22 protein-coding genes are annotated in these 23,749 nt (G+C 73.0%); 10 read left to right on the forward strand and 12 right to left on the reverse strand.

What is annotated here, in order from left to right:
* Positions 1-50: 50 nt before the first annotated feature.
* Positions 51-2,138, forward strand: coding sequence for a phosphate acetyltransferase (pta, locus tag ABT008_RS00935; protein ID WP_350692546.1), 2,088 nt, complete (start codon positions 51-53; stop codon positions 2,136-2,138).
* The gene (locus ABT008_RS00940; RefSeq protein WP_350692547.1) at positions 2,138-3,259 is read left to right on the forward strand and encodes an acetate/propionate family kinase; all 1,122 of its coding nucleotides are present in this window, start codon (positions 2,138-2,140) and stop codon (positions 3,257-3,259) included. Before pta ends, ABT008_RS00940 begins: the two co-directional genes overlap by 1 nt.
* A 27-nt stretch (positions 3,260-3,286) precedes the next feature.
* Here the strand turns inward: ABT008_RS00940 and ABT008_RS00945 are convergent, their stop codons facing one another.
* Entirely contained in the window at positions 3,287-3,454 is a 168-nt protein-coding gene (locus ABT008_RS00945) for a hypothetical protein (RefSeq protein ID WP_162854353.1), read from the reverse strand.
* A 163-nt stretch (positions 3,455-3,617) separates the two neighbouring features.
* Between ABT008_RS00945 and ABT008_RS00950 the strand changes: the two genes are divergently transcribed.
* Together ABT008_RS00950 and ABT008_RS00955 are read left to right on the forward strand one after the other, a co-directional pair.
* A complete protein-coding gene (locus tag ABT008_RS00950) occupies positions 3,618-4,472 on the forward strand; it encodes an alpha/beta hydrolase family protein (protein ID WP_350693150.1) in 855 nt (284 codons plus the stop codon).
* Between the two features lie 99 nt (positions 4,473-4,571).
* Complete coding sequence (locus ABT008_RS00955) at positions 4,572-5,558, forward strand: alpha/beta hydrolase family protein (protein ID WP_350692549.1); 987 nt, start codon at positions 4,572-4,574, stop codon at positions 5,556-5,558.
* 183 nt (positions 5,559-5,741) lie between these two features.
* On the opposite strand, the gene ABT008_RS00960 is transcribed toward ABT008_RS00955, so the two are convergent.
* The 3 genes from ABT008_RS00960 to ABT008_RS00970 all read right to left on the reverse strand — a co-directional run bounded on the left by ABT008_RS00960 (position 5,742) and on the right by ABT008_RS00970 (position 8,433).
* Complete coding sequence (locus ABT008_RS00960; RefSeq protein WP_350692550.1) at positions 5,742-6,704, reverse strand: zinc-binding dehydrogenase; 963 nt, start codon at positions 6,702-6,704, stop codon at positions 5,742-5,744.
* Positions 6,705-6,780: 76 nt separating this feature from the next.
* Positions 6,781-7,959, reverse strand: a complete 1,179-nt coding sequence (locus tag ABT008_RS00965) for an NAD(P)-dependent malic enzyme (RefSeq protein WP_350692551.1) — start codon at positions 7,957-7,959, stop codon at positions 6,781-6,783.
* 141 nt (positions 7,960-8,100) lie between these two features.
* Positions 8,101-8,433 carry a S24/S26 family peptidase gene (locus ABT008_RS00970; RefSeq protein ID WP_350692553.1) on the reverse strand — a complete coding sequence of 111 codons (333 nt, stop codon included), beginning with the start codon at positions 8,431-8,433 and terminating at the stop codon, positions 8,101-8,103.
* An 85-nt stretch (positions 8,434-8,518) separates the two neighbouring features.
* Here ABT008_RS00970 and sodN point away from each other — a divergent pair, with 85 nt between their 5' ends.
* A complete protein-coding gene (gene sodN, locus ABT008_RS00975) occupies positions 8,519-8,923 on the forward strand; it encodes a superoxide dismutase, Ni (protein ID WP_131055291.1) in 405 nt (134 codons plus the stop codon).
* Between the two features lie 185 nt (positions 8,924-9,108).
* A complete protein-coding gene (locus tag ABT008_RS00980; protein WP_131055293.1) occupies positions 9,109-9,516 on the forward strand; it encodes an ATP-binding protein in 408 nt (135 codons plus the stop codon).
* Positions 9,517-9,523: 7 nt separating this feature from the next.
* Here ABT008_RS00980 and ABT008_RS00985 read toward each other — a convergent pair whose 3' ends face one another.
* Positions 9,524-9,913: a hypothetical protein gene (locus tag ABT008_RS00985; RefSeq protein ID WP_350692555.1), complete on the reverse strand. Its 390-nt coding sequence runs from the start codon at positions 9,911-9,913 to the stop codon at positions 9,524-9,526.
* A 42-nt stretch (positions 9,914-9,955) separates the two neighbouring features.
* Between ABT008_RS00985 and ABT008_RS00990 the strand changes: the two genes are divergently transcribed.
* Together ABT008_RS00990 and ABT008_RS00995 are read left to right on the forward strand one after the other, a co-directional pair.
* The gene (locus tag ABT008_RS00990) at positions 9,956-10,900 is read left to right on the forward strand and encodes a diacylglycerol/lipid kinase family protein (protein WP_350692557.1); all 945 of its coding nucleotides are present in this window, start codon (positions 9,956-9,958) and stop codon (positions 10,898-10,900) included.
* 444 nt (positions 10,901-11,344) lie between these two features.
* Entirely contained in the window at positions 11,345-11,602 is a 258-nt protein-coding gene (locus ABT008_RS00995; RefSeq protein ID WP_007072794.1) for a WhiB family transcriptional regulator, read from the forward strand.
* 140 nt (positions 11,603-11,742) lie between these two features.
* Here the strand turns inward: ABT008_RS00995 and ABT008_RS01000 are convergent, their stop codons facing one another.
* Genes ABT008_RS01000 through ABT008_RS01015 form a run of 4 tightly spaced genes read right to left on the reverse strand, consistent with a single transcriptional unit; the run spans position 11,743 to position 15,191 of the window.
* On the reverse strand, positions 11,743-12,537 hold the full coding sequence (locus tag ABT008_RS01000) for a sirohydrochlorin chelatase (RefSeq protein ID WP_502890329.1): 795 nt from the start codon (positions 12,535-12,537) through the stop codon (positions 11,743-11,745).
* The gene (locus ABT008_RS01005) at positions 12,534-13,307 is read right to left on the reverse strand and encodes a phosphoadenylyl-sulfate reductase (protein ID WP_350692559.1); all 774 of its coding nucleotides are present in this window, start codon (positions 13,305-13,307) and stop codon (positions 12,534-12,536) included. The genes ABT008_RS01000 and ABT008_RS01005 overlap by 4 nt, the downstream gene beginning before the upstream one ends.
* Positions 13,304-13,465, reverse strand: coding sequence for a hypothetical protein (locus ABT008_RS01010; RefSeq protein WP_162854390.1), 162 nt, complete (start codon positions 13,463-13,465; stop codon positions 13,304-13,306). The genes ABT008_RS01005 and ABT008_RS01010 overlap by 4 nt, the downstream gene beginning before the upstream one ends.
* A 13-nt stretch (positions 13,466-13,478) precedes the next feature.
* Complete coding sequence (locus ABT008_RS01015) at positions 13,479-15,191, reverse strand: nitrite/sulfite reductase (protein ID WP_350692562.1); 1,713 nt, start codon at positions 15,189-15,191, stop codon at positions 13,479-13,481.
* A 334-nt stretch (positions 15,192-15,525) separates the two neighbouring features.
* On the opposite strand from ABT008_RS01015, the gene ABT008_RS01020 reads away from it, so the two are divergent.
* A complete protein-coding gene (locus ABT008_RS01020; protein WP_350692564.1) occupies positions 15,526-17,319 on the forward strand; it encodes a glycosyltransferase family 39 protein in 1,794 nt (597 codons plus the stop codon).
* A gap of 205 nt (positions 17,320-17,524) precedes the next feature.
* Here ABT008_RS01020 and ABT008_RS01025 read toward each other — a convergent pair whose 3' ends face one another.
* Both ABT008_RS01025 and ABT008_RS01030 read right to left on the reverse strand, forming a co-directional pair.
* The gene (locus tag ABT008_RS01025; RefSeq protein WP_350692566.1) at positions 17,525-19,096 is read right to left on the reverse strand and encodes a histidine kinase N-terminal domain-containing protein; all 1,572 of its coding nucleotides are present in this window, start codon (positions 19,094-19,096) and stop codon (positions 17,525-17,527) included.
* Positions 19,097-19,121: 25 nt separating this feature from the next.
* Positions 19,122-20,153 carry an SIS domain-containing protein gene (locus ABT008_RS01030; RefSeq protein WP_350692567.1) on the reverse strand — a complete coding sequence of 344 codons (1,032 nt, stop codon included), beginning with the start codon at positions 20,151-20,153 and terminating at the stop codon, positions 19,122-19,124.
* Between the two features lie 194 nt (positions 20,154-20,347).
* Here ABT008_RS01030 and ABT008_RS01035 point away from each other — a divergent pair, with 194 nt between their 5' ends.
* A complete protein-coding gene (locus tag ABT008_RS01035; RefSeq protein WP_350692569.1) occupies positions 20,348-21,991 on the forward strand; it encodes a tetratricopeptide repeat protein in 1,644 nt (547 codons plus the stop codon).
* Positions 21,992-22,104: 113 nt separating this feature from the next.
* Here the strand turns inward: ABT008_RS01035 and ABT008_RS01040 are convergent, their stop codons facing one another.
* Positions 22,105-23,682, reverse strand: coding sequence for an MDR family MFS transporter (locus tag ABT008_RS01040; protein WP_350692570.1), 1,578 nt, complete (start codon positions 23,680-23,682; stop codon positions 22,105-22,107).
* Positions 23,683-23,749 lie beyond the last annotated feature (67 nt).

Genomic DNA, 23,749 nt, shown 5'->3' on the forward strand with positions numbered 1-23,749 from the left:
CCTAGGTGGTTGTCCGAAGGCAACCAATCGGACCGAGTAGGTTTGGCCGCATGGCTCGCAGCGTCTACCTCACCAGCGTGGGATCCGGCGGCGGCAAATCCGCCATCGCGTTGGGTCTCGCCGAGCTGCTCTCCCGGCAGGTCGAACGGATCGGCGTGTTCCGGCCGCTGGTGCCGTCGACCAGGCCCGACCACATCCTCGCCCTGCTCAGCGAGCGCTATCGCGTGCAGGTTAACCCGTCCGACCTGGCCGGAGCCACATATGCCGAGGCCACGGCGCTGGTATCAGACGGACGGCGGGAAGAATTGATCTCCAGGGTGGTGCAGCGCTACCGAGCGGTCGAGCGGCAGTGCCCGGCCGTCGTAGTGGTGGGTAGCGACTTCGCCGACTCCGGCGACGGGACCACGCCACGGGAACTCGCCTTCAACGCCCGGCTGGCGACCGAGTTCGGCAGCGTGGTGGTGCCGGTCGTGGACGGGCAGGGCCAGTCACCGGAGGCGATCGCGGCGGCGGCCCGGGGCGCGTACCACGACCTGGTGGACCTCGGCGCGACGGTGCTCGCGGTCATCGCCAACCGGGTGCCCGAGCCGATGGACCTGCCCGACCTGCCGGTGCCGGCGTACGCCATCCCGGAGGTGCCGACCGTGTCGGCGCCGACGGTGGCCGAGGTGGCCGCCGCACTCGGCGCGACACTGCTCACCGGCGACGAGGCGGCGCTCGGTCGCGACGTGCTCGACTACGTGGTCGGCGCGGCCCACGTACCGACGCTCGTGGAACACCTGACCGACGGCTGCCTGGTGATCACGCCGGGCGACCGGGACGACCTGCTGGTGGCCGCCGGTGCCGCGCACGTCTCCGGCCAGGTCTCGATCTCCGGGCTGGTGCTCACCCTCGGCGAACAACCCGACCCGCGCGCCCTGCGCCTCTTCGACGGGCTGAACACCGGCCTGGCGGTGCTCAGTGTCACCAGCGACAGCTACGACACGGTCGCCGCGTCCAGCCGGATCGAGGGACGGCCCAGCGTGGCCAACACCCGGAAGGTGGAGGCCGCCCTCGGTGCCTTCGAGGCCAACGTGGACACCGACGAACTGGCCCGCCGGCTCGCGGTCACCCGCTCGGAGCGGGTCACCCCGCTGATGTTCGAGTACGACCTGATCGACCGGGCCCGCGCCCAGCGCCGCCACCTGGTGCTGCCCGAGGGCACCGACGAACGGATCCTGCGGGCCACCGAGATCCTGCTGCACCGGGGCGTGGCCGACCTCACCCTGCTCGGTCGACCCGACGACGTGGCCCGGCGGACCCGGGAACTGGGCGTCGACATCACCGGGGCCACGATCGTCGACCCGGCGACCAGTCAGTGGCGGGACGAGTTCGCCGAGGCGTACGCGAAGCTGCGCGCCCACCGGGGCGTCACCGTCGAGCTGGCGTACGACGTGGTGGCCCAGCCGAACTACTTCGGCACCATGATGGTGTGGGCCGGTCACGCCGACGGCATGGTCTCCGGCGCCACCCACACCACCGCCGCCACCATCCGCCCTGCCTTCGAGATCGTCAAGAACCTGCCGGACGTCTCCGTCGCCTCCAGCGTCTTCTTCATGCTGCTCGCCGACCGGGTGCTGGTGTACGGCGACTGCGCGGTCAACCGCGACCCGGACGCCGCCCAGCTCGCCGACATCGCGATCTCCTCGGCCGACACCGCGGCCCGGTTCGGCATCGAGCCCCGGGTGGCGATGCTGTCGTACTCGACCGGCAGTTCCGGCGCCGGTGCCGACGTGGAGAAGGTCGCGGCGGCCACCGCGCTGGTCCGCGAACGCCGGCCCGACCTGGCCGTGGAGGGTCCGATCCAGTACGACGCGGCGATCGACCCGGCGGTGGCGGCGACGAAGCTGCCCGACAGTACGGTCGCCGGCCGCGCGACGGTCTTCATCTTCCCGGACCTGAACACCGGCAACAACACGTACAAGGCGGTGCAGCGCTCGGCCGGGGCGGTGGCCGTCGGGCCGGTCATGCAGGGCCTGCGCCGGCCGGTCAACGACCTGTCCCGAGGGGCCACCGTGCCGGACATCGTCAACACCGTGGCGATCACCGCCATCCAGGCCGCCGCCCTCACCGACGCTCCCCCACCCGGAGGTGCCTGATGACCGACAAGGTGCTGGTGCTGAACTGCGGGTCGTCCTCGGTCAAGTACCGGCTGTACGACGGTGACCGGGTGCTCGACAAGGGCACCGTCGAGCGGGTCGGTGAGGCCGGTGGCGACGCGCCCGACCATGCCGGGGCGGTCCGGCGGATCCTGGCCGGGCTGGACCTGACCGGGCTCACCGCGGTCGGGCACCGGGTGGTGCACGGCGGCCGGCGGTTCACCGCGCCGACGCTGGTGGACGACGCGGTGCTGGCCGCCATCACCGACCTGGTGCCGCTGGCACCGCTGCACAACCCGGCCAACCTCGCCGGCATCGCCGAGGCGCGCGCCGTCCTGCCCGAGGTGCCGCAGGTCGCCGTCTTCGACACCGCGTTCCACCACACGCTGCCCGACTCCGCCGCCACGTACGCGATCGACCGGGACGTCGCGCAGCGGTACGGCATCCGGCGGTACGGCTTCCACGGCACCTCGCACTCGTACGTCTCCCGGCGTACCGCCGAGTTGCTGGACCGCCCGTACGCGGAGGTCAACACGATCACCCTGCACCTGGGCAACGGCGCCAGCGCGTGCGCGGTCGCGCAGGGACGCAGCGTGGCCACCTCGATGGGAATGTCCCCGCTGGAGGGGCTGGTGATGGGCACCCGCAGCGGCGACCTGGACCCGACCGTGGTGTTCCACCTGCGCCGCGAGGGCGGACTGGGCGTGGACGAGATCGACGACCTGCTCAACCACCGCAGCGGGCTGCTCGGGCTATCCGGCGTCAACGACATGCGGGAGGTGCTGTCCCGGCGGGCGGCCGGGGACGAGGCGGCGACGCTCGCCTTCGACGTCTACTGCCGGCGGATCACCGGCTACGTGGGGGCGTACTACGCGTTGCTCGGCCGGGTCGACGCGGTCACCTTCACCGCCGGTGTCGGCGAGCACGCGGCACCGGTACGCGCGGCGGCGCTGGCCGGGCTGGAACGGCTCGGCATCACCGTCGACCCGGAGCGCAACGTGGGCAGCGGTGACCGGTTCATCTCACCGGACGGCGCGGAGGTCGCGGTCTGCGTGGTCGGCACGGACGAGGAGCGCGAGATCGCCCGGGCGGCACGCGCGGTGGTTTCGGCCACCGCCTGATCGGTCGGCGGCCGGGGGGCAAACCGATCAGGCGAAGGCGAGCCAGCTCGCGAGCGCGACCAGCACCACGGCGACCACGGCGGCACCGATGATCAGGCCGTTACGGGAGGCCGTCTCGGCGGGGGCGTCCGGGGTGCCGGCGAAGGCGCGGAACGCCTCGGTGTTGCCGCTCGGATCGGTGTAGTTCTCAGTCATGCCGTGACCTTAGCGAAAGCGGTCCAGTCGGACGGTCCGTGCGCGCCGTCCGAACGGGTGGCGTACGGCACCGGTCAACCGGACCCGGACGGGTGACCCGGGGTCCTACCGTGATGTCGTGGGAATCGCACGGGGGTTCACCGCACTGGTGTCGGCGCTGCTGATGGCGCTGTCGGCCGGTTGCGCGACGAGCGGCGAGCAGTCCGGCCAGGCACTCGGCGGCCGGCAGGCGCCGGAGGTGCCGTACGCGGTGGGTGTGCGCACCCTCACCGTCGACCCGGCCTCGGAACGTCCACTGCCGGTCACACTCTGGTATCCGACGCAGGGCAGCCGGGTCGCCGAGGGGCGGTTCCCGGTGGTGATCTACAGCCACGGTCTGGCCAGCCTGCCCGAGTTGCACTCCGGACTGACCGCCCGATGGGCCGCCGCCGGATTCGTGGTGGCCGCCCCGACGTACCCGCACACCCGGCGCGGCGCGAAGCGGTTCTCCCGGGCCGACGTCCGTCACCAGCCGGCCGACGGGTGGCGGGTGATCCGGCACCTGGTCCGGCTCGACGGCCGCTCCGGCGACCCGCTCGCCGGTCACCTCGACGTGCAGCGCGTGGCGGCGGCCGGACACTCGGCGGGCGGCTTCACCACCGCCGGCATGTTCACCGCCGGGCACCCGGCCCGGCTGCGGGCCGGCATCGTGATCGCCGGAGGCGGGATGGCGGGCAGTTTCGCCGGCCCGAGCGCCCCGATCCTCTTCGTGCACGGCACCGCCGACGCGGTGGTGCCGCTCAGTGTGGGCCGGGCCGCGTACGGCCGTACCCCCGGGCCGGCTTCCTTCCTCAGCCTGCTCGGGCAGGGCCACGGCGAGTACCTCGTCCCCGGCCGGCCCGGTTTCGCCCAGGTCCTCGGCGCCACCACCGACTTCCTGCGCCTGACGCTCTACGGCGACCAGGAGGCCGGACGGCGGCTGCCCGGCCGGGCGCTGCTGGCCGGCGTCACCAGTTTCGAGACCCGACCGGCGGGCTGACCTGCCCGTCCGTGCCGACTGCGCACGCTCGGTGCGGACCCGGGCGCAGGATGTGCGGCGCCGGACGGGCCGTTCGGCGGGCGAGGCAGAATCGGAGTCATGTCGCGCCGCGCCCTCTCACTCCTGCTCGCCAGCACGCTGACCACCGGCATGCTGGTCGGCTGCTCCACCGACCGTGACCCGGACGAGCGGGCCGAGGCGCCCGCCCCCTCGGCGACCGCCTCCGCACCGGCCGGGGTCACGTCGGCACCGGCCATCCCCGCCGGCAGCGCGCCGGAGCAGACCTTCGCCGTCGGCGTACGACAGCTCAAGCTCAACCGCGACGGCAACCGGCCGCTGCCGGTGACCGTCTGGTATCCGGCGGCCGGGCGGGCCGGCGGGAAGCCGCAGTCGTCGGCGGACGCCGCCGAGGGGCGGTTCCCGGTGGTCATGTTCAGCCACGGCCTCGGCGGTCGACCCGCCGACTACCAGGCGCTGCTCACCCGGTGGGCGGCCGCCGGTTTCGTGGTGGCCGCGCCGACGTTCCCGAACACCTCGAAGGCCGGTGGCGACAACAACGTGCTCGACGTGCTCAACCAGCCCGCCGACGTCTCGTACGCGCTGACCGAGGTGCTCGCGCTCGACGCCCGCGACGGCGACGTGCTGCGGGGTCGGCTGGCCACCGACCGGGTGGCCGCCGCCGGGCACTCGGCGGGCGGGGTGACCACCATCGGGCTGTTCACCGCCGGCCGGGACGAGCGGCTGGCCGCCGGGATCGTCTTCGCCGGCACCGCGCTCGGCGTGGGCACCGCCTTCGCCGGTGCCGCCGCGCCGCAACTGTTCGTGCACGGCGAGGCCGACGAGGTGGTGCAGTACACCGCCGGCAAGGCGGTCTACGACCTGGTGCCCTGGCCGAAGGCGATGCTCAGCCTGCCCGAGGGCGACCACGGCCGGAAGCTGCTGAGAGACGACACGTCGCTGGGCGTGGTGGCGAACACCACCGCCGAGTTCCTGCGCTGGACGCTCTACGGCGACGCCGAGGCCAAGGAGCGCATCCCCACCGCCGCCGCCCGCGACGACATCGCCACCCTCGACAACAACCTGTAACACCCCAGGTTTGGTGTAAGGAAGGGTCCCCTGCTAACGCCTCGCGTATAGCAGGGGACCCTTCTTAACGCCGTGCGCCCCAACGCCGTGCGCCCCAACGCCGTGCGCCCCAACGCCGTGCGCCCCAACGCCGTGCGCCCCAACGCCGTGCGCCCCAACGCCGTGCGCCCCAACCGCCGTGCGTCAGCTCGTGTGGTCGATGACGACCTTGCCGAACGCCTGTCCGGAGTGCAGGCGGGCGAACGCCTCCTCGACCCGACTGAACGGCACCACGCTGTCCACCACCGGACGCACCTTCCGCTCGGCGCAGAACGCCAGCAGGTCGGCCAGGTCGGCCGGGGTACCCATCGAGGTGCCCAGGATCTCCAACTGCATCGCGAAGACCCGGCGCAGGTTGACCGCCGGCTCGTGCCCGGCGGTCGCCCCGGAGACCACGATCCGCGCGCCGGGCGCGGCCGACTTCAGCGAGTGGTCGAAGGTGGCCGCGCCGACCGTCTCGATCACCACGTCGACCCGCTCGGGCAGCCGGGCACCCGTCTCCAGCGCGGTCGCCCCCAGCCCGGCGACCCGCTCCCGCTTGGCGGCGTCGCGGCTGGTCGCGTACACCCGCTTGCCCATCGCGGTGGCCAGCACGACGGCGGCGGTGGCCACCCCTCCCCCGGCCCCCTGGACCAGCACCGCCTCGGCCTCGTCGATGCGGCCCTTGGCGGTCAGCATCCGCCACGCGGTCAGCCAGGCCGTCGGCAGGCACGCCGCGTTCGCCGCCGACAGGCCCGCCGGCAGCGGAAGCAGATTCCACCGGGGTACGGCCACCCGCTCGGCCAGCGTGCCGGGGAAGTGCTCGGAGAGGATGGAGATCCCGCGCGGGTCACCCGGAGTGGGCACCACCGGATAGACGACCACCTCGTTGCCCTCCGGGTCGACGCCGACGGCGTCGCAGCCCAGGATCATCGGCAACTGCTCGGCGCGCAGTCCGACGCCGCGCAGTGACCAGATGTCGTGGTGGTTGAGCGAACTGGCCGTGACGCGCAGGGTCACCCAGTCGTCGTCGGGCAGGCTCGGCTCGGGCTGCTCACCCACGGTGAGCGCGGCGAGCGGATCGGCGTCGTCGAAACGGGAGGCGAAGGCGGCACGCATGATCCGCACCGTAACAAGCTGAGCGGCCGTTAAGAAGGGTCCCTTCCTCGACACGAGGCGTTAGGAGGGGACCCTTCCTTTCACGTCAGGCGCAGGCGACACCGTCGCGGCGGGCGGCTTCGGCGACCGCTTCGGCCACCGCCGGGGCGACCCGGGGGTCGAGCGGCGAGGGCACGATCGCGTCGGGCGTGAGCGCCTCGGCCACCACGGCGGCGATGGCGTCGGCGGCGGCCACCTTCATCGACTCGGTGACCCGGGTGGCCCGGGCCTGGAGCGCACCCCGGAACACACCCGGGAAGGCCAGCACGTTGTTGATCTGGTTGGGGTAGTCGCTGCGGCCGGTGGCGACCACCGCGACGTGCCGTGCGGCGACGTCCGGGTGCACCTCGGGGGTGGGGTTGGCCAGCGCGAACACGATCCCGCCGGACGCCATCCCGGCCACTGCCGCCTCCGGGATCTGCCCGCCGGAGACGCCGATCAGCACGTCGGCGTCTCGCAGCGCCTCGGTGATGTCGCCCTGCCGGCCGTCGGCGTTGGTCAGCTCGGCCAGCTCGACCTTGGTGCCGGTGAGGCCGTCGCGCTGACGGGAGACGATGCCCCGGGAGTCGCAGACCACCACCCGCTGCGGGTCCACTCCCCCGGCCACCAGCATCTTGGTCACCGCCACGCCGGCCGCACCCGCACCGCTGACCGCCACCCGCAGGTCGCCGAGCTTGCGGTTGAGCAGGGTCGCGGCGTTGCGCAGCGCGGCCAGCACCACGATCGCGGTGCCGTGCTGGTCGTCGTGGAAGACCGGGATGTCCAGCGCCTCGTCGAGGCGGCGTTCCACCTCGAAGCAGCGCGGCGCGCTGATGTCCTCCAGGTTGATCCCACCGAACGACGGCGCGAGCGCCTTGACCGTCGCCACGATCTCGTCGACGTCCTGCGTGTCCAGGCAGACCGGCACCGCGTCGACGCCGCCGAACTGCTTGAACAGCACGGCCTTGCCCTCCATCACCGGCAGCGCGGCGCGCGGGCCGATGTTGCCCAGTCCGAGTACGGCCGAACCGTCGGTGACGACCGCGACGGTGTTCGACGCCCAGGTGTACTCGTACGTCAGCGACGGGTCGGCGGCGATCGCCTCGCACACCCGGGCCACACCCGGCGTGTACGCGAGGGAGAGGTCTTCGCGGCTGGTCAGCGGAACGGTCGAGAGGACGGCCATCTTGCCGCCCCGGTGCAGTTGGAAGACGGGATCAGCGGGGTCCACGGTGGACGAAGGCATGGTGACTCCAGTGTCGTTTCAGCAGCTGGGCCGGCCGGTCGGGGCGCACGGTGAGGCAAGCGAGCGGCGGCACGAAGTGCGGGGGTCACCCAGGCACTTTCCGAGCATAGTCACGCCACGGGGAGCCAGAGGTGAGCAGGGTCATAACGGCTGCGGCGGCAATCGGCCGGGGCGGGGCCAGTAGCGGAGCACCACCCGACCGAGGACGTCGGCCACCCCGTACGCCCGGGAGTCGTCGGTGACCAACTCGTTGTCACCGTACAGCCACCAACCGCCGTCGGCGGGTCGGACGGCGCGTTTGACCACGAGCAGATCGGGACGGCTGCGGAAGACCGCGACCACCACGTCCCCGGGTCGGGTGGCACGGCCACCCGGCCGGACCAGCACCGCGTCGCCGTGCCGCAGGGTCGGCGCCATCGACGGACCGGTCACGAGTACGGCCGAGAGCGGTCGCCGGAGGTGTGGCACCGGCATGTGGTTTCACCTCCTGCGGCCTCGGGGACCACGTCCAGGAGTAATGTCGTCATGGATCATCGCAAACTTCCCATGGAGGATCCCGATGCGACTTCCACGCATCCTTGCGCCCCGGGTGACCGCGAGCGCGCACTGCGACCTGCCCTGCGGCGTCTACGACCCCGCGCAGGCTCGGATCGAGGCCGAGTCGGTGAAAATGATCTGCGAGAAGTACCAGGCCAACACCGACCCCGAGTTCCGCACCCGCGCCATCCTGATCAAGGAGCAGCGGGCCGAGCTGGTCAAGCACCACCTGTGGGTGCTGTGGACCGACTACTTCAAGCCGCCGCACTTCGAGAAGTACCCGCACCTGCACCAGTTGTTCAACGAGGCCACCAAGCTGGCCGGCGCGGCGGGCGCCAAGGGCGCCACCGACCCGTCCAAGGCCGACGAGCTGCTGCAGAAGATCGACGAGATCTCGAAGATCTTCTGGGAGACCAAGCAGGCGTGACGTGGCCCGTCCACGCCTGTCGTCGGCGGCCGGCCCTGCCCCCTTCGGGGCGGGCCGGTCGCCGACGCGTTTCCGGCCGGGCACCCGGTCCGTACCGGGCCGCCCGGCTCGCCGTCCGCCGCGCTGACGGCCCTCCGCCGCCCCGCCGCCTGAGCGGGTAGAGTCCCCGACCGGGGGGATGAGTCGTGACTCAACTGACCGGACAACCGACCACCGACGACGACGTGGTGCACCTCACCGTGCCCGCCGACGGCGGCTACCTGAGCGTGCTGCGCACCGCCACCGCCGGTCTCGCGGCGCGTCTCCAGTTCGCCCTCGACGAGATCGAGGACCTGCGCATCGCCGTCGACGAGGCGTGCGCCATGCTGCTCGCCATCGCGCCCCGGGGCGCGGAGTTGGACTGCCGCTTCGCGGTCACCGAGGACGCGCTGACCGTCGAGGTGACGGTGCCGACGGTGCCCGGCGCGCGGCTCCCGGCGGAGTCGTCGTTCGCCTGGAAGGTGCTCACCGCGCTGACCACCTCGGCCTCGGCGGGGGCCGCCGACGGCCGGGCCACCATCTCGCTGCTCACCCGCCGCGCCTCCGGCTGGTGAGCGGAGCTCACTCGAAGCCGAGGGCCCGGGTGGTGGGCGGGCTCACCAGCAACCAGGTGACGCCGAGCCCGAGCGCGATCAGCGGTACGCCGAGCCAGCCCAGCCCGCCCTGGATCATGAACCAGCCGATCGGCAGCAGCATGAGTTGCAGCACGATGGCCGGCGCCCGGGCACCGGCCCGGCGGCGCAGCAGCGCACTGCCCAGCGCCCAGAGCGCGATCGCCGCGCCGATGGCGAACGCCGTCACCAGCAGTGCCGACACCAGGTCGGTGGTGGTGGCGGTGAAGTCGGCGACGACCAACCAGGCCGCGATCAGCCCGACGGCGACCGCCTGACCCCGCAGCAGGAAGACCGCCCACCGGAGGGTCACCGGAGTCGGGTCGGAGTCGATTGCCACGCGGTCACGATACCCGTGGCGGGTCGGGGTACAGTGCCGCCCATGCGGGCCGTCCTGCTGGTCAATCCGAAGGCCACCACCACCAGCGAGCGTGCGCGGGATGTGCTCGTCCGCGCGCTGCGCAGCGAGGTGGATCTCTCCGTGCGCTACACCCGGCGCCGTGGTCATGCCACCGCGTTGGCCCGGGAGGCCGCGGTCGAGGGCGTCGACGTGGTGGTCACGCTCGGTGGTGACGGCACGGTCAACGAGGTGGTCAACGGCCTGATGACGGCGACCAGCGCCGGCGGTGCGGCACCGACCGCCGAGCGGTTGCCCGCGCTGGCCACCGTGCCGGGCGGCTCGACGAACGTCTTCGCGCGGGCGCTGGGCCTGCCAAAGGAGTGGCCCGAGGCGGCCAGCATGCTTCTGGAGGGGCTGCGACTGGGCCGGCACCGGACCGTCGGCCTCGGCCGGGCCGACGACCGCTACTTCACCTTCTGCGCCGGCTTCGGGCTCGACGCGGCGGTCATCCACCGGGTCGAGGAGGCTCGTCGCCGTGGCCGGGTCTCCTCGCCGGGGCTTTACTTCCGGGCCTTCACCGCGCAGTTCCTGTTCGGTGCCGAGCGGCGCAACCCGGCTATCCGGTTGGAGCAGCCGGGCGAGACCACGGAGGGCGATCTGGCGACCGCGATCGTCCAGAACACCGCCCCGTGGACGTTCGTCGGCGACCGGGAGGCCAACCCGAACCCGGAGGCATCCTTCGATCTAGGCCTCGACGTGATGGCCCTTCGCCAGCTAGGCGTCGCCAGCACGACACGGACAGTGAGGCAATTCCTGTCCGCCACGCCGGATCCACACGGTCGCCAAGTTCTTCGTCGGCACGATGTTGCCGAGTTCACGCTGGTCGCGAGCCGTCCGCAGGCGTTCCAGCTCGACGGCGACTACCTTGGTGAGCGAGAAAAAGTTGGATTCGCCTCCGTTCCGGCCGCACTCAGAGTAATCTGTTAGGCCTCCGGCACCCCCGGGCGGAGAAGTCGGCGCGCCCCCGACACGCGACGACTGCGACACCCGGGACTCGTGCCGGAAATGTCGGCAATGTGCGCGGGACTGTACTATATTGATCCTCGACTGTGGTACGCCGGGTAACCAGCACCCTCTGGAACCCGGACAAATGGGTTGTGGGCTTGCTCACCGCCCGGAGTTTTTCCGAGCGTCACCCTTGACATCGCCAGAGTTCGTGAAAGTATTCACAAGCGAACTTGAGTTACCGGGACATTGCCTGGATATGCTCGGCAGGTTGAGCTGTTCCAGCAGGTCCCCCGGGCCAACAGCCTGCTCACGCACTGCCGAATTGGCGAACGCGAAACGTCACCATCGGCAATGCGGATGCATATAGGAAAAGCACGAACAAGCAACATCTGCCACCCATCCAGAATGAGGAGTGTTGCCGCCATGGACTGGCGTCACCATGCTGTCTGCCGCGACGAGGACCCGGAGCTGTTCTTCCCGATCGGGACGTCCGGTCCGGCTCTCCTGCAGGTCGAGCAGGCCAAGGCCGTCTGCAGGCGCTGCTCCGTGACCGACCAGTGCCTGCAGTGGGCGCTGGAGTCCGGTCAGGACGCTGGCGTCTGGGGCGGGATGAGCGAGGAGGAGCGCCGCGCTGTCAAGCGTCGCGGTGGCCTCCGGGTGCTGCGCGCTCACTCCGCCTGACCACAACCGCACCGAAGCGACACGCCCCGGCCGGGCTCAGCCCGCCGGGGCGTTCTGCTGCCCACACGCACCAGATGTAAGGAAGGGACCCTTCCTATACACCAGGCGTTAGTAGGGGACCCCTCCTTACACCAAGCCGCTCAGCGCGTCGAGGGCGCCTGAACGTCCGCCCGGTCCAGCACCAGCCCCACCAGCTCCGGCGCGTCGGTCAGCGGCGCCGCCACCGCGACCGCGCCGGCCTCCCGCGCCGCCGCCGCCACCGCGTCGTGGAACAACCCGGGCGCCAGGAAGTACGCGGCCACGGCGACCCGCCGCGCGCCGCGCGTACGCAACCGGGCCACCGCCGCACCGACGGCCGGTGGTGCCGCCGAGGCGTACGAGACCCGGGCCGGGGTGCCGAGGGTCACACCGAGCGCGTTGGCCACCCGGCCGACCGAGGCACGGGCGGACGAGTCCCGGGTACCCGCCGCCGCCAGCACCACTGCGTCGAACTCTCCCGGTTCCGCCTCGTCCAGTCGCCGTACCAGCCCGGCCAGCAGCGAACGGTCCACGTGGTGGCCGACCGGACCGAGCACGTCGGTGACCGTCACCGCGATCGACGGGCCGGATTCCTGGGCGGCCGCCACCGCTGCCGGGATGTCCACCCGCCGGTGGTACGCGGCGGTCAGCAACAGCGGCACCAGGACCGCCCGGGAGTGCCCGGCGGCGGCCAGCCCGCGCAGCGCCTCGGTCGGACCGGGCTCGGTGTGGTCCAGCCAGCTCGCCAGCACCGGTGTGCCGGGCCGGGCGGCCGACACCGCCCGCGCCAGCGCCCGGGTGGCCTCGGCGGCCCGGGGATCGCGACTGCCGTGGGCGACCAGGAGCAGCGGGTCCCGCCCCGACCCGGGTGGGCCGGGGCGGGTCGGGCCGCCGTCGGTGTCCGCCGCCTCGGTCAGAGGTGCAGTCCGCACTCGGTCTTCTCGAACATGGCCCAGCGGCCGGCGCGCGGGTCCTCCCCCGTCGAGGTCCGGCGGGTGCACGGCCAGCAGCCGATCGAGCCGTAGCCGCGCCGGAACAGCTCGTTGACCGGCACCTTCCAGCGCGCGATGTACGCGTCGACGTCCGCCTGGCTCCAGGCCGCGATCGGGTTGACCTTCACCCGGCCCCGACGCGGGTCGAACGCCACCACCGGCGTGTTGGCCCGGGTCGGCGACTCGTCGCGGCGCAGTCCGGCGGCCCACGCCTCGTAGCCGGCCAGCGCCCGCTCCAGCGGCTCTACCTTGCGCAACCGGCAGCACTCGTCCGGTGACCGGTTGAACAGCCGTGGCCCGTACTCGCCGTCCTGCTGACCGACGGTGAGCCGGGGCCGGATCGACCGGACGTTCACCGGCAGGGTGCGGGCGACCTCGTCGCGGACGGCGAGGGTCTCCGGGAAGTGCAGGCCGGTGTCGAGGAAGACCACGTCCACCCCGGGTGCCACCCGGGAGACGAGATGGGCGAGCACCGCGTCCGCCATCGAACTGGTCACGCAGAACCGGTCGCCGAACGTCTCCGCGGCCCACCGGGCGATCTCCAGCGCGGGCGCGCCCTCCAGCTCCCGGCCCGCCCGGTCGGCCAGTTCCCGCAACTGCTCGGGGCTGCGTCGGGTCGGGTCGACCGGCGCGGCGACCGGGGCGGGTGCGGTGTCGACAAGTCCCAGTCCGGCGGCGGAGATCAGCGCGCTCATCGCCGCACCGCCTGGGGAAGCAGGCCGGTGAAGCGGACCGTGAACACCCGGGCGCAGCCGTGGCACTCCCAGGCGCCGTGCCCGGTCTCGCTCGGCCGCAGGTCCTCCTCACCGCAGTACGGGCAGTACAACGGCGCGGCACGGGTCTCGCTGCTCATCGCGTCACCTCGCTCATCGCAGTAGTTCCTCGTCGGCCCTGACGACCCAGTTGGCGAACGTCTCGTTCTCGGTCCGCCCGTCCAGGTAGCGCCGGGCGAGCCGTTCGACGTACTCGGGAAGCTCGTCGGCGGTGGTCTTGAGACCGCGCAGCTTGCGCCCGAACCCGGCGGTCTGGCCCTCGGCCATGCCCAGCCCGCCGCCGAGGTGCACCTGGTAGCCCTCGACCTGCTGGCCGTCCGGCCCGGTCACCAGTTGTCCCTTGAGCCCGATGTCGGCGACCTGGGTGCGGGCGCAGGCGTTCGGGCAGCCGTTGATGTGGATGGAGATGTCCGTGTCGAAGTCACGCAGCCGCTGCTCCAGGCGGGCCACCAGTTCCTCGCCGCGCGCCTTGGTCTCGACGATGGCGAGCTTGCAGTATTCGATGCCGGTGCAGGCCATGGTGCCGCGCCGCCAGCTCGACGGGTTGGCCTCCAGGCCGATCCCGCGCAGCGCGGTGACCAGCGAGTCGGTCCGCTCCGGCGGGACGTCGAGGACCAGCAGTTTCTGGTACGGGGTGAGGCTGATCCGGCCGCTGCCGTGCGCCTCGACGACGTCGGCGAGCTGGGCGAGCTGGGTGCCGGAGACCCGCCCGACCACCGGGGTCGCGCCGACGTAGTTGCGACCGTCCCGCTGGGCGTGCACGCCGATGTGGTCGACCGGCCGCTCCGGCAGCTCCGGGGCCGGGCCGTCGAGCAGCGTCCGGCCGAGGTACTCCTTCTCCAGCACCTCGCGGAACTTGGTCACCCCCCAGTCGGCCACCAGGAACTTCAACCGGGCGCGGTGGCGCAGTCGGCGGTACCCGTAGTCACGGAAGATGCCGACCACACCGACCCAGACGTCCGGCACCTCGTTGAGCGGCACCCAGACGCCGAGCCGCTGGGCGAGCATCGGGTTGGTGGAGAGCCCGCCGCCGACCCAGAGGTCGAAGCCGGGGCCGTGCTCGGGGTGGTCGACGCCGAGAAACGCGATGTCGTTGGCCTGGTACGGGGTGTCCACCAGCCAGGAGATCGACGACTTGAACTTACGGGGCAGGTTGGAGTACGCCGGGTCGCCGACGTACCGCCGGACGATCTCGTCGATCGCCGGGGTGGCGTCGATCCGCTCGTTCGCGGCCACGCCCGCCACCGGGCTGCCCAGCACGATGCGGGGGCAGTCACCGCACGCCTCGGTGGTCTGCAGGCCGACGGCCTCCAGCCGACGCCAGATCTCGGGCATGTCCTCGACCCGGATCCAGTGGTACTGGATGTTCTGCCGGTCGGTGATGTCGGCGGTGTCGCGGGCGAACTCCCGGGAGATCTCCGCGATGGTGCGCAACTGGGCCAGGTCGAGCTGGCCGCCGTCCACCCGCACCCGGAGCATGAAGTACTCGTCCTCCAGCTCGTGCGGCTCCAGCACGGCGGTCCGTCCGCCGTCGATGCCGGCCTTGCGCTGGGTGTAGAGGCCCCACCAGCGGAACCGACCACGCAGGTCCGCCGGGTCGATCGAGGCGAAGCCCCCGTGTGCGTAGATGTTCTCGATCCGTTCCCGCACGTTGAGCGGGTTGTCGTCCTTCTTGCTGCGCTCGTTGGGGTTGAGCGGCTCGCGGTATCCGAGCGCCCACTGGCCCTCGCCGCGGGGGCGGCGGGGAGCCCGCGCGGGGCGCGCCGTGGGGTCCCCGGGTCGGGCCGGAATCTCGCTGACCGCCATCGCGGCGTCCTCCGTTGTCTGCTGTGCCTCGGTGGGGTACGCGGACGCGATCGGCTCCCGGAAAGGGGCCGTGGACGGCGATGTCAGGAACGGCCGGCGCGCCAGGGTGCCCGAGGCAGGGTGGTCGGGCGTCGTCAGTGGGCCGGACAGATGGCGCTGCGTACGCGGCCGTAATCGACGTGGCGGCGAGCCACGAAGCGGCGCACGACGGCGGCAGTCATGAACGTCATGTTGCCACACCGGGTATGGGCCGGCCAATGACTGCGTGCCGCATCCCACATCACGGGCGGTCGCTGCCGCCACTCGGAGCGCGATCATGTGGCAGGCTCGCAATGTGGGTGATTTGTCCGGTAGGTCGGTACCGGTCGCCGGAACCGGCGTCCGGCTCAGCGGCCTACGCCTGCGCGCGCTGCCGGTGTGGCTGCTCCCGGCGGGCCTGACGCTGCTGGTGACGCTGGCCGGGCTGGACTCCGCCCAGCCGTGGCGGGACGAGTTGGCCACCTGGAGCGCCGCCACCCGGCCGGCCACCGACCTGCTCCGGCTGACCGGCACCATCGACGCCGCCGCCGCGCCCTACTACCTGCTCGTGCACGCCTGGACCGCGGTGGCCGGCGACTCGGTGGCCGCACTGCGCCTGCCGTCCGCACTGGCCATGGCCGCCGCCGCCGGCCTGACCGCCGCGCTCGGTCGGCGACTCTGGGACGCCCGCGTCGGCACCCTCGCCGGACTGCTGTTCGCGATCCTGCCCAGCACCTCCCGCTACGGTCAGGAGGCCCGCCCGTACGCGCTGGCCACCGCCCTCGCCGTGCTGAGCACCCTGCTGCTCGTCGACGCGCTGCACCGGCCCGGTCCACGTCGCTGGGCCGGGTACGCCGTGACCACCGCCGCCCTCGGGCTCACCCACCTGGTCGCGCTCACCCTGCTCGCCGCGCACGCCGTCGCCGTGCTCACCGCCGCACCCCGCACCGCTACACCAGGCACCACCGCACCGCCCGACGCCCCGGAGCCCCCGGACCGGCCACCCACCCCGGGCACCGCAGCACCGGAGCCCCCGGACCGGCCATCGGCCCCGGGCACCACAGCGCAGGGCACCACAGCGCAGGGCACCACAGCGCAGGGCACCACAGCGCAGGGCACCACAGCGCAGGGCACCACAGCGCCAGGCACCGCAGGGCAGGGCACGGCCGACCCGGCGTCACCGGACCGGCCTCCGGCCCCGGACCCCAGCCCCGCGACCAGAGGCGGCATCGGGGCCGGCGAGGGGCGGCGGCGGTTCCGGCGACGGGTGCTGTGGGGGTGGGTGGCCGCGTTGGTGCCGGTGTTCGCGGCGGTCACCCCGTTGGCGCTGCGGGCCCGGGGACAGCGGGCCCGGCAACTGGACTGGGTGGACGCCGCCCGACCCGGCGACCTCGCGGCGCTGCCCGGCGGGGTGGTGCAGAGCGGGGTGGTCGGCGGCCTCCTGGTCGGGCTCGCCGCCCTCGGTACGGTCCGGGCCGGTCGGCGGGCGCTGCTGCCGGCCAGTTGCGTGCTGCTTCCCGTGCTGCTGCTCTTCGTCGCCGGGTCCGTGGTCCCGCTCTGGGTACCCCGCTACCTGGTCTTCGTGGTGCCGTTCGGCTGCCTGCTGGCCGGTGCGGCACTGCGTACCGTCCGGGCACCCGGTGCGCTCGCCGTGGTGGCCCTGGCCGGGCTGCTCGGCCTGCCGGACCAGGCCGCCCTGCGGCGTACCCACGAGTGGCCGCGCAGCGCCACGGTCGACTACGCGGGCGCGGCCCGGATCGTGGCCGACGACCTGCGCCCCGACGACGCGGTCGTCTACTCGCCCCGGGAGAGCTGGCTCTTCCTCGACCTGGGGCTGCGCTACCACCTCGGCGAGCAGACGCCCCGGGACGTGCTGGCGGTGGCGGACCCGCAGCGCCGGGGCGACCTGTGGGCCGCCGAGTGCGACCGGCCGACGGAGTGCCTGGCCGGGGTGGACCGGGTCTGGCTGGTGGTCGCCGGCCGGCCCGCCGACCCCCTGGCCGCCGTTCCCGGTGCCAAGGGCGACGCGCTGCGGACCGGCTACACCGTCACCCGGGTCTGGCCCCGCCCCGGCCTCACCGTCGCCTTGCTCACCGCCGACGGCCGCTGACCCGCCCGTCGCGCGCGGCACCGAGGGCGGCCGGCGACACTCCCGGTCGGCCCCCGGGCACGGTCACGCCCAGGGCACCGTCACGCCCAGGGCACGGTCAGTCGCCGGGACACGGTCACACCCCGGGGCACCGTCAGGCGCCGGGACACGGTCAGGCGCCGGGACACGGTCAGGCGCCGGGGCACGGTCAGGCGCCGGGGCACGGTCAGGCGCCGGGGCGTTCCGGGGCGGTGCGGGCCAGCGGGACGATCAGGACCGCCTCGGTGCCGCCCTCGGCCCCGGGCCGCAGTTCGATGCTGCCCCGCAGCTCCCCGGTGACCAGCGCCCGGACGATTTGCAGGCCGAGCTTGCTCCCGCCGGACGCGTCGAAATCGTCCGGCAGCCCCCGACCGTTGTCGGCGACCGTGACGTGCAGCATCTTGCGGGCCCGGTGCGCCGACACCACCACCTCGGGCGCGTCGACGCTGGGCTGGCCCGGCGGCTCCGGCTCGACTCCGTCCTCGTTCTCGGCCTCACCGGCCGATGGGAAGCCGTGCTCGACGGCGTTGAGCAGCAGCTCGTTGAGCACCATCACCATCGAGGTGGCGATCTCGGCCGGCAGGACCCCGAAGCTGCCCGTACGCCGCATCCCGACGCTCACCTCGGTCGCCGCCACCTCGGTCGCCGCGCTGGCCACCCGGTCGACGATCCCGTCGAACTCGACCGCCTCGTCACTGGACATGGAGAGCGTCTCGTGCACCAACGCGATCGAGGCGACCCGGCGTACCGACTCCTCCAGGGCGACCCGCGCCTCCGGTATGCCGACCCGGCGGGCCTGGAGGCGCAGCAGCGCCGCGACGGTCTGCAGGTTGTTCTTCACCCGGTGGTGGATCTCCCGGATGGTGGCGTCCTTGGTGATCAGGGCGCGGTCCCGGCGGCGTACCTCGGTGATGTCCCGGACCAGGACCAGCGCGCCGATCGGCACACCGGCGGGCATCAGCGGCAGGGCCCGGGTGAGCATCGTCGCGCCGCGCGCGTCGATCTCGCGCCGGGGCGGCGCCTCGCCGCGCAGCGCGGCGAGGATGCCGTTACCGGCCTCGGTCCCCTCCAGCGGGTCGTTGGCCAGCCGGCGGTGCAGCGCCGCGAGATCCTCGCCCACCAGGTGGGAGGCGTAGCCCAACCGGCGGTACGCCGACTGCGCGTTCGGGCTGGCGTAGGTGACCTTGCCACCGGCGTCCAGCCGGACCAGGCCGTCGCCGACCCGGGGCGCCGAGGTGGTCTCGCCGGGGTGCCGGGGCGGCGGGAACGTGCCGTCGGCGATCATCTGCGCCAGGTCGTCGGCAGTGGTCAGGTAGTTCAATTCGAGCTGGCTGGGGGTCCGGGCGGTGGACAGGTTGGTGTCCCGGCCCACCACGGCGATCACCTCGTCGGACTCCCCGTCGGCGGCCCGTAGCCGGACCGGGATCGCCTCGTGTCGGGCGGGCACGTCGCCGTACCAGACCGGGTCGCCCTCCCGCCAGATCCGACCCTGCCCGTAGGCGACCTCCAGGTGCGCCACCTCCGGGCCGCCGACGATGCGTCCCACCTGGTCGTCCTGGTATGCGGTGGGCGCGGTGGTCGGGCGGACCTGGGCCACGCAGAGGAAGCTCCCCTCGCCGTCCACCGGGACCCAGAGCAGCAGGTCGGCGAAGGACAGGTCGGACAGCAACTGCCAGTCACCGGCGATGCGGTGCAGGTGGTCGATGTCGGCCGGACGCAGACGGGTGTGCTCCTCGGCGAGATCACGCAGCGTTGACACGCCGACCAGCGTGCCACGCCGAGGGTCACATCGTCGCGGTGACCTTCTTCAGGCCCCGTGGCGCGTCCGGGTCCTCGCCCCGGGTCAGCGCGAGCGCCAGCGCCAACCGTTGCAGCGGCAGGATGTCCAGCAGCGGGGCGTAGCGCTCGTCGACCTCGGGGACGCCGAGCCGGGTGGCCCCCTCGACCTCGGCGGAGCCGACCACGACCACGTCGGCGCGACGCTCGCCGAGCCGGGGCAGCACCTCGCGCATCGCCTGACCGCCCGGCCCGGAGCCGACCACGGCCAGCACCGGCACGTCCGGGTCGGTCATGGCGAGCGGGCCGTGCAGCAGGTCGGCGCCGGAGAAGGACAGCGCCGGCAGGTACGACGTCTCCATCAGCTTGAGCGCGGCCTCCCGGGCGGTCGGGTACGCGTACCCCCGGCCGGTGGTGACCAGTTGACCGGCGAAGCGGTAGCGGGGCGCGAGCTGGGTCGCGGTCGGGTCGGCGAGGGTGCGGGCGGCCAGCTCCGGCAGCGCGGCCAGGGCCCGACGCTCGTCGTCCGGCAGCGTGCCGTCGCCGGACCGGATCCCCTCGACCAGCAGGAGCAGGGCGAGCAGCTCCGCGGTGTACGTCTTGGTGGCCGCCACCGCCCGCTCGTGCCCGGCGGCGATGTCGACGGAGAGTTCGGCGGTCCGGGCCAGCGGTGAGTCCGGCGCGTTGGTGACCGCGAGGGTGAGGGCGCCGGAGTCCCGGGCGACCCGGAGCACCTCGGCCAGGTCGGGCGAGCCGCCGCTCTGGCTGACGCCGACGACCAGGGCGTCGGAGAGGTCCGGCCGGGCGCCGAAGAGGGTGACGGCGCTCGGCGAGGCCAGCCCGGCCGGCAGGCCGAGACGGATCTCGGCGAGGTACGCCCCGTACAGCGCGGCGTGGTCGGAGGTGCCGCGCGCGGTGAACACCACGTGCCGTGGGCGGCGCTCGGCGATGGCGGCGGCGACCCGGGCGATCGGTGCGGCGTACTCGGCGGAGAGCAGTCGCTCGTAACCGGCCGGCTGCTCGTCGATGTCGGCGGCCATGCCACTTCCTGGGCGCGTCACACGAACTCCTCCCCTGCGCGGTCGCCGCGCGTTTGATGCTCAGTCTTGCAGGTTTCTTCACGTATCAGCAACCTAACGCGCAGCACTGCGCAGTGGATCACCAAAACTGGGTGGCGTCCCCTACGCTGACCCGACCTCACCGCGCAACCCGTACCTACCACCGAGAGGACCACGTGGCCGAGGGAACCGACGATCGGGCGTTGCCGGCGACCGAGGAACTGGCCCTGGCCCGGCGGGCCCTGGACTCCGGCGACCTGGCACACGCCGCTGACCATGTCGCGGCCGCGCTGGCCCGGGCGCCGACGCTGCCCGAGGTCCACGAGACCCTGGCCCGGCTGGCCGCGGCCGGCGGCGACGACGCGGTGGACCTCTTCCCTCTGCAACACCACACCTTCATCGGCGCGGTCGTCGCGCGGGCACACCTGCTCGCCGCCGCCGGCCGCCCCGCCGAAGGGCTCGACCTGCTGGTCGCCGCCACCGCGCACGCGCCGGGCGCGGACTGGGCCGGCGTGCCCTGGGTCACCTCGCCCGAACTGGCGCAACGCCTCGGCCCGGACCAGGCGGCCCGGGTGCTGATGCAGGTCTGCGCCGCCGCGCCCGACCCGGTGCCCGCGTCCGACCGAGCGGCGCTGGCGGCCTATCTGACGCTGGCCCGCAACGCGGTCACCGTCCACCCCGAACACGGGCTGCTGCTCGGCACGGCCTCCGCGCTGGCCCGGCGGGTCGGCGAGGTGCCGCTCGCGGTCCGCTGGGCCGCCCGGGGCGTACGCGCCGCGCCGTCCAAGATCGGTGAGGTCTGGCTCGGGTACGCGTTGCGCAGCGCCGGGCGTACCCGGGAGGCGCTCGCCGCGCTGCGCCGTGCCGTCGACCACGATCCCGACGACCTCGCCGTGTACGCCGACATCGCCGGCACGCTGGCCGACCACGGCCGGCTGGACGAGGCGCTGGTCTGGATCGAGCGCGCGTTGGTCCGCAACCCGTCCTTCGACTGCGCGGTGCACACAGCCCACCGGCTGCGGTTCCAGCGCGACGGCGACGTACGCCACCTGGTCGCGCTGGCCGACTTCGTCCGCGACCATCCGGACGACTCGCACGAGCACGGTGACCTCGCCGAGTGCTGCCGGGGCCGACCCTGGTTGGGACAGGTGACACCGGTCGGCTCCCGTCCGCCTGTCCAGGAGGCGGACGAGACACCGTCCCCGCCGTCGGCGGACGCGGCCCGGCGACTGCAACACCTCGCCCACCCCGCCTGGCCGCACCCACCGGCCGCGTACGACACGGCGGTCGGGCTGGCCACGCTCGACCTGCCGGATCTGCTCGGCCTGCTGGCCCACCCGCCCCAGGCCCCGCCGACCGCGTTGGGCCGGGTGCTCGCCGGGCAGGACCCCGCGCTCTGGGTGCGCTGTGTGCAGGTGTGGGCCTGCCTCGGCCTGCTGCACCACCGCACCGACGAGCCGTGGGCCGCCTCGACGCGTCGGCGGGCGCTCACCGAGTTGGCCGACACCGAGGAGGTCGCCGAGGCCGCCCTGTTCGCGCTGGTCACCGCCGCCTGGGTGGACCCGTCGGTCCGGCCCGACGTGGCCGGGCTGGTCGCCGCCCGACTGGCCACGGTGGCCGAGGCGACCCGGAAGGGCCCGGTGCCGATGGCCGCCTCCCTGGCCCACCTGGCGTTGGCCACCCCGGATCTCGACCCCGACAGCATCACCCTGGCGCGTTCCCTGGCCGGCGCACCCGGCGGCGGGCACCGCTCTCCGCTCCGCGTCCTGCTGAGCCGGCTGCTGCGCCCGTTCCGTCCCCGCCTGGCCGGCCCACCCTGATCCGCGCACCTCGCGCTCACGGCTGTTCAGCGCATATCGCGCTCACGCATGTAAGGAGGGGTCCCCTGCTATGCACGAGGCGTTAGCAGGGGACCCCTCCTTACATCCGATCCTTACGCCGGGTTGCGGGCGAGAGCGGTCTCGGCCTGCTCCTCGGGAGTGCCGGTCGGTTCGTTGCTGGTGCGCAGCGGGATCTCCCGGATGAACCAGGCCAGCACCGGCACCAGTACGGCGAAGAGCACCGCCCACAGGAAGACGTGCGAGATCGCGTCGGCCAGCCCACCGAGCACCGCCTCGCGGGCCTGTGCCGGCAGGTCCCGGAGCTGGTCGATGTTCATTGCCGCCCCGGCCTCGCCACCGCCGCTGAAGGCACCACCGGCGGCGGTGCCGGCGAGCCGGTTGGCGAAGATCGCGCCGAACAGCGAGATGCCGAACGAGCCGCCGATGGAACGGAAGAAGGTGGCCGCGCCGCTGGCCGCGCCGAGGTCCTTCTGCTCCACGCTGTTCTGCGCGATCAGCATCGACGTCTGCATGAGGAAGCCCATGCCGACGCCGAGCACGATCATGTAGAGCGACGACTGGAGCTTGCTGGTGTGCACGTCCAGCAGGCTCAGCAGGGCGAGCCCGACGGCCATCACCGCGCCGCCGACGATCGGATAGATCCGGTAGCGACCGGTCCGGGTGATGGCCCGGCCGACGACCAGCGAGACCACCAGCATGCCGAACATCAACGGCAGCAGGAGCAGGCCCGAGTTGGTGGCCGAGGCGCCCTGCACGGTCTGCTGATAGAGCGGCAGGAAGTTCATCGCGCCGAACATCGCGAAGCCGAGCAGGAAGCCGATCGTGGAGATCAGGGCGAAGTTCCGGTTGGCGAACAGGCCCAGCGGCAGGATCGGCTCGGGGGCCCGCCGCTCGACGAACCCGAAGGCCACCAGCGCGGCGAGCGCCAGGGCGGCGAGGCCGAGGATCTGCGGGGAGCGCCAGGCGTACTCGTTGCCGCCCCACGTGGTGATCAGCACGATCGCGGTGATGCCGACCGACAGCAGCGCGGCGCCGAGCCAGTCGATCCGGTGCTCGGTGCGGTACCGGGGCAGGCGCAGGGTGGCGATCAGCAGCACCAGCGCCACCCCGCCGAGCGGCAGGTTGACGTAAAACGCCCAGCGCCAGGAGAGGTGGTCGGTGATGAAGCCGCCGACCAGTGGGCCGGCCACCATGGCGATGGCCATGATCCCGGCGATCATGCCCTGGTACCGGCCGCGCTCGCGGGGCGGAACCAGGTCACCGATGATCGCCATCACACCGACCATCAGGCCACCGGCGCCGAGGCCCTGCACCGCGCGGAAGGCGATGAGCTGGACCATCCCGTCGTCGGGCCCGCCGAACATCGCCGAGCCGGACATGCCGCAGAGCGCGGAGCCGACCAGAAAGAGCACCACGGCGGTGAGGAAGACGTTCTTGCGGCCGTACAGGTCGCCGAGCTTGCCCCAGATCGGGGTGGAGACGGTGGTGCCCAGCACGTACGCGGTGACCACCCAGGTGAAGTGGTTGAGCCCACCGAACTCGCCGACGATGCGGGGCAGCGCGGTGCTGACGATCATGTTGTCGAGCATCGCCAGCATCATGGCGATCATCAGCCCGAACAGGACGAGTCGAATGTTGGGTCGCACGGCGGCCTGTTGCTGTGAGGCCATCGGTAAGCTCTCCCCCCGAGACGTGACGCACTTACTTGCCGACCGGCTAGCTACCTTACTAGCCGGA

The sequence above is a fragment of the Micromonospora sp. NPDC002389 genome, from assembly GCF_040296095.1.
In the GTDB taxonomy this organism is placed as follows: domain Bacteria; phylum Actinomycetota; class Actinomycetes; order Mycobacteriales; family Micromonosporaceae; genus Micromonospora.